This window comes from Achromobacter sp. DMS1, from assembly GCF_001270295.1.
Window position 1 is genome coordinate 1 of sequence record NZ_LHSJ01000301.1, and the last position, 4,770, is coordinate 4,770.

General features: G+C 67.3%; 3 protein-coding genes and 1 pseudogene. All 4 read right to left on the minus strand.

The window, feature by feature from the left end; genetic code table 11:
• Positions 1–396, minus strand: a pseudogene (locus tag AD428_RS22950) (histone deacetylase family protein); the annotation flags it as partial.
• A 19-nt stretch (positions 397–415) separates the two neighbouring features.
• The gene (locus AD428_RS22955; RefSeq protein ID WP_053246694.1) at positions 416–1,732 is read right to left on the minus strand and encodes an MFS transporter; all 1,317 of its coding nucleotides are present in this window, start codon (positions 1,730–1,732) and stop codon (positions 416–418) included.
• A gap of 335 nt (positions 1,733–2,067) precedes the next feature.
• A complete protein-coding gene (locus tag AD428_RS22960; protein ID WP_053246695.1) occupies positions 2,068–3,651 on the minus strand; it encodes an EAL domain-containing protein in 1,584 nt (527 codons plus the stop codon).
• A gap of 495 nt (positions 3,652–4,146) precedes the next feature.
• Positions 4,147–4,770 (minus strand): META and DUF4377 domain-containing protein (locus AD428_RS22965; protein ID WP_053246696.1); only part of this gene is annotated, 624 nt, incomplete at its 5' end.

Sequence of the window (4,770 nt, forward strand, 5' to 3'; positions counted from 1 at the left end):
CGCACTGGGCCGCCCAGTAGGCCGAGCGCCAGGTGTGCGGGCCCACCGGGCAGCTGCCGTCGGCCAGGTAGCGCGCGGCCTGCGCCAGCACGCCGCGCAGCGCATTGGGCTCGCGCACGAAGATGTTGGAGACGACTTCGTCGCCCCAGTCGTCGGGCAGCTGCTTCCAGCGCCCGTGCGCTTCCTGCAGAAAGCGCAGATAGTCCAGCGCGTGCACCGCGCTGATAGGCGCGGCGCGGCATCGGCCGGTTCGACCAGCTCGAAGCCCAGCTTGCGCACGCCCTCGGCCAGCGCGTCCAGCCGGGACGGCACTTCCTGGGGCTTGCGCATCATGCCGCGCGAAAAATAGGTCTGGGGATGATGCAGCTTCTGGTCGGGATGAAAAAAGGTCTTCATGGCTCGCGCTCCTTGACGCTCAGGCCGCGCCGCCGTGGCGGCGGCCGGCAAGAAAAGTCACCGACAGCAAGGACAGCAGCGAAATGGCGCTGAACAGCGCCGCCAGCGGCCACCACTGACCCTGGAACTTCTGCGCCAGGATGGTGCCCACGATGGGCGTCAGGCCGCCGAAGATCGCGCCGGACAGCTGGTAGGCCATCGAGATGCCGGTGTAACGGATACGGGTGGGAAAGCTGTCGCTCACGTAGCCGGCGATCACCGCATAGTAGGCCCCCATGAACAGCACGGCCACCCCGACGCCCAGCGTGAGCGACAGCAGCGTGCCCTGGTCCACCAGGTTGAACATGACATAGGGCGTGAAGATCGACAGGAACGAGGTCGCCAGCAGGAAGCGGCGGTTGCCGATGCGCGTGGCGATGTGCGCCGACAGCGGCGTGATCACGAATTGCATTACCGAGACGACGAGCAAACAGTCGAGGATCACGCCGCGCGACAGGCCCACGTACTGCGTGGTGTACGCCAGCATGAAGGTATTGGTGAAGTAAAAGCCGGCGATGCCCAGCACGTTGGCGCCCACGGCCAGCGCCAGCAGGCCCGGCGCGCCGCGCAGCACTTGCAGCAGCGGCGTCTTGTCCTCGGCCTGGCGGGCCGCGGCGCGCCGGGCCTGCTCGGCCTGCTCGGCCAGGAAGTCGGGCGACTCCTTGATGCTCAGGCGGATCGCAAAGCCCACCACCAGCAGCGCGGCGCTGAACAGGAACGGCACGCGCCAGCCCCAGCTCATGAAGGCCGCGTCGTCCAGCGTGGTGACCAGCTTGAACATCAGCATGGACAGGATCAGGCCCGCGGGGCTGCCCAACTGCGCGAACGAGGCGAAGAAGGTGCGCTTGTTCCGGTCGGGGGAATGCTCGCCGGCCATGAGCACGGCGCCGCCCCATTCGCCGCCCACGGCGATGCCCTGCACGAAGCGCAGCGCCACCAGCAGGATCGGCGCCCACACGCCGATGGCGGCATAGGTGGGAAGCAGGCCGATCAGCACCGTCACCGACCCCATCATGAGCAGCGTGATGACCAGCGACTTCTTGCGGCCGATGCGGTCGCCGATGTGCCCGAACACCGCGCCTCCCAGCGGGCGCGCGAGAAAGCCCACGGCGAACGTGCCGAACGCGGCCAGCGTGCCGTAAAAGCCGTTGACCGACGGAAAGAACAGCTTGCCGAAAACCAGCGCGGCGGCGGTGGCGTAGATATAGAAGTCGTACCACTCGATCATGGTGCCGACGAATGCGGCGATGGCTGCGCGCACCGGCTGGTGCGTTGCCGTTTGGTGATTCCCCTTCATCTTTGCTCTCGGATTGCGGTGCGGCCGGCAGGATTGCCGCAAAGCCGCCGCTGTTATACGTCCGGCCCACCTCATAAGAAAAATTCTGATTTCTTATTCAGCACATTCACTGAACTTATAGAGCATACGGGCGCGGCCTTGCGCGAGGCTTGCCCGGCCCGCCCCCGCAGCGGGCAATTGCACAAAAAAACAAGGACTTGCAGGCGCTTCTGCGGCCCGGCACAGCGGCCCGCACGGGCCGGGCCGCAGAAGCGCGGAACGCCGCGCCGCCGGCCCGCCATAGGTGAAATCCCTGAAGCGCAAAGCGCTGCGGCCGGCCGCCCCGACGCCGTGGGCTAATAGCGCGAGATGACTTCCGGCCCGCTGCCGTGCCGGGCCCTGCAGTCTTCGTAGAAGGCGATGAATTCGCGGGCCGGCAGCGCGGGCGCGTAGTACCAGCCCTGGCCGTACTGCACGCCGAGCGCGATGAGATAGTCGGCCTGTTCGGGCCGCTCGATGCCCTCGGCCACCAGGATCAGGCCCAGCGACTTGCCCATCTCGATGATGTGCGGCGTGATGGAGCTGGTGGCCGAATCCGTGCCCACCGTGTCGATGAAAGACTTGTCGATCTTGAGGGTGTCAACATGGAGGGACTCCAGATACTGCAGGCTGGAATAGCCGGTGCCGAAGTCGTCGATGGCGATGGAATGCCCGAGCCGCCGCGCCTCATTGATGGTGACGTTGGCCACCTCGGGGTCCAGGAAGCCGCGTTCGGTCGCTTCCAGCCAGATCTGCTCGGTGCGCACGCCGGCCGGCCCGATCGCCCGCTGGATGACCCGCAGCACGCGGCCGGACTGCAGATCGTCCGCCACGAGGTTGATGGCCACGTGCAGCGAGCGGTCGGCCCGCAGCGCCGCGCCCAGGTCGGCCACCACGCCTGCCACCACTTGGTCGGTGATGTCGCCGATCAGACCATTTTCCTCGGCCACCGGGATGAACACATCGGGGCGCACCAGCGTGCCGTCCGGCCGCCGCCAGCGCACCAGCGCCTCGGCGCCGACGCAGATGCCGGTGGCAAGCTCTATGAGCGGCTGGTAGTGCACCACGAATTCCCGCTTGCGCACCGCGGTCGCCAGCTCGCCTTTCAGCGACAGCCTGCGCCGCGACAGCCACACGATGAGCCCGATCATGCTCGTCATCGCCAGCAGCGCCCCCGGCAGCAGCACCATCTGCTCGCGCCTGACGCTGGCGGAAAACTCCTGCCGCGGCGACAGCACGATGGCCACCCAGTCGCCGGACGTCGCCACGGCCGCCACGTGCCTGCCATCGATGCCGGACTTGCCCAGGCGGAAGATCCGGTCGACAGCGGCCGGGTCGGGGTGGTTCAACGTCGCCAGCACCGCGCCATTGCGCGCCACCAGCGCCAGCTGCACCGTGCTGCGCACGGTGACGTCGACCAGCCAGACCGGGTCCACCAGCACACAGTAGTTAGCGTTCTGCAGGCCGAGCATCGACACGGTGGGTGCGCCGTAGGCGCGCTTGTTCGGCACCACCCGCACGCCCCGGTCGGTCACGTAGCCCACCTTCCATTCGGCGGTCGATCCGCCTGCCGCGCCCCAGCTCGTGCATTGCAGCGCCCCGTCCGCGAAATACCCCATTTCCGTAACCGGGCGGGTCTGCACGGAAATGCGCCGCATGCCGTCTATGTGCTCCGCCGAACAGGGCCGGCTCGGCAGCGCGCTGGCGGCCGCCAGGGCTTCTTCGACTTGCCGGAAGGTGGATTCGGTGCGGGCGATGGCGCGCGTGGCCACCAGGGAGAGACGCTCCTGCTCTTTCACGACCGCGGTGTCCCAGGCGATGTAGAGCGAGATCACCACCGGCAGCACGATGGCAAGTCCACACAACAAACCGGCGACACAGACGACCTTGTTCCGCGACACACCAATTCCATCCCGGGCACGAGCTAGCGATCATACGACATCAGGGGGACGGATAAATGACCGACGCGGACGCCGCACGCGCCAGCGGAGAGGCTCCATCTGGATAAGAAATAATATGAATCATAAGTATCAATTTGGCACTTATTTTTGAAGCTAAATGACGCATTTAGCAATGATTATCACCTTCACCCACCCTGTGCATGGCCGCGATCTTGGCCTGCATCCCGATGCCGCGTACCGGGTGAACATCGAGGCCGACGGCGGGCACGCCAGCGGCGCGGCCGCGCTTGGGGTTCGGTCGTGGCGCTGGTCGCCTATGGCAACGACCGGGTGCCGGCCTCGTATACCCTTCTGCCGCCACCGCCGGCGCGGCCCGCAGCGGCCAGTGCGACGACGGCAACCGCCAGAATGCGGGCACCGGGGACGTGCGCCAGCGGTTCCGATCCGGGCCTGGAGCGACTTGGCGTCGCCCCATCATCTGGTTTTTCAGATTATTTATTTCTTCGAGGCGTCCTGCTCCACCACCATGTCGAGCACATAGGCGTGCGACGGCGCGTCGGCGGGAGGGTTCTTCCATTCGTAGCGCTTGACGCGCAGCACGGTGCGCACGCCGTCGCGGTGCGTATAGCCGTCGATGGACTGATAAAGCGGATGCCAGTCTTCCTGCGGCGGCAGCGCCAGGCCGGCCTCGCTGTAGCGGCGCTCGCGCACGCTCAGGCAGCGGTGCTCCGGCATCAGCGGATGGCTGCAGACCACACGCTGCGGCGCCACTTCCAGGAACACGGTCTCGCCTGCGCTGCCGTAGCGCGTCTCGGGCGTGGGCTCGCCGGCAAACGCCAGCACCGCGCCGTCCTGCGCCTGAAGCGTGAGACGCGGCGCGGCGGCGTCGCCGTCCAGCACGGCGCGCAGCTCGCCCTTCAGGCGGCGACCGATCTCGGCATCGAGCCGCATCAGCGCCGGTTCGCACGCCTTCATCGTCGAAGCCAGCGATGCCACCCGCAGCATGCCGTCTTCGTAGCGGTATCCGCCGAACTGCGTATTGCAGCCGCCGCGGACGCTCAGGCCCTGGTCCGTGAACGCCAGGCGCAGCGCGTGCCGCACGCCCGGCTCCAGCGCGGC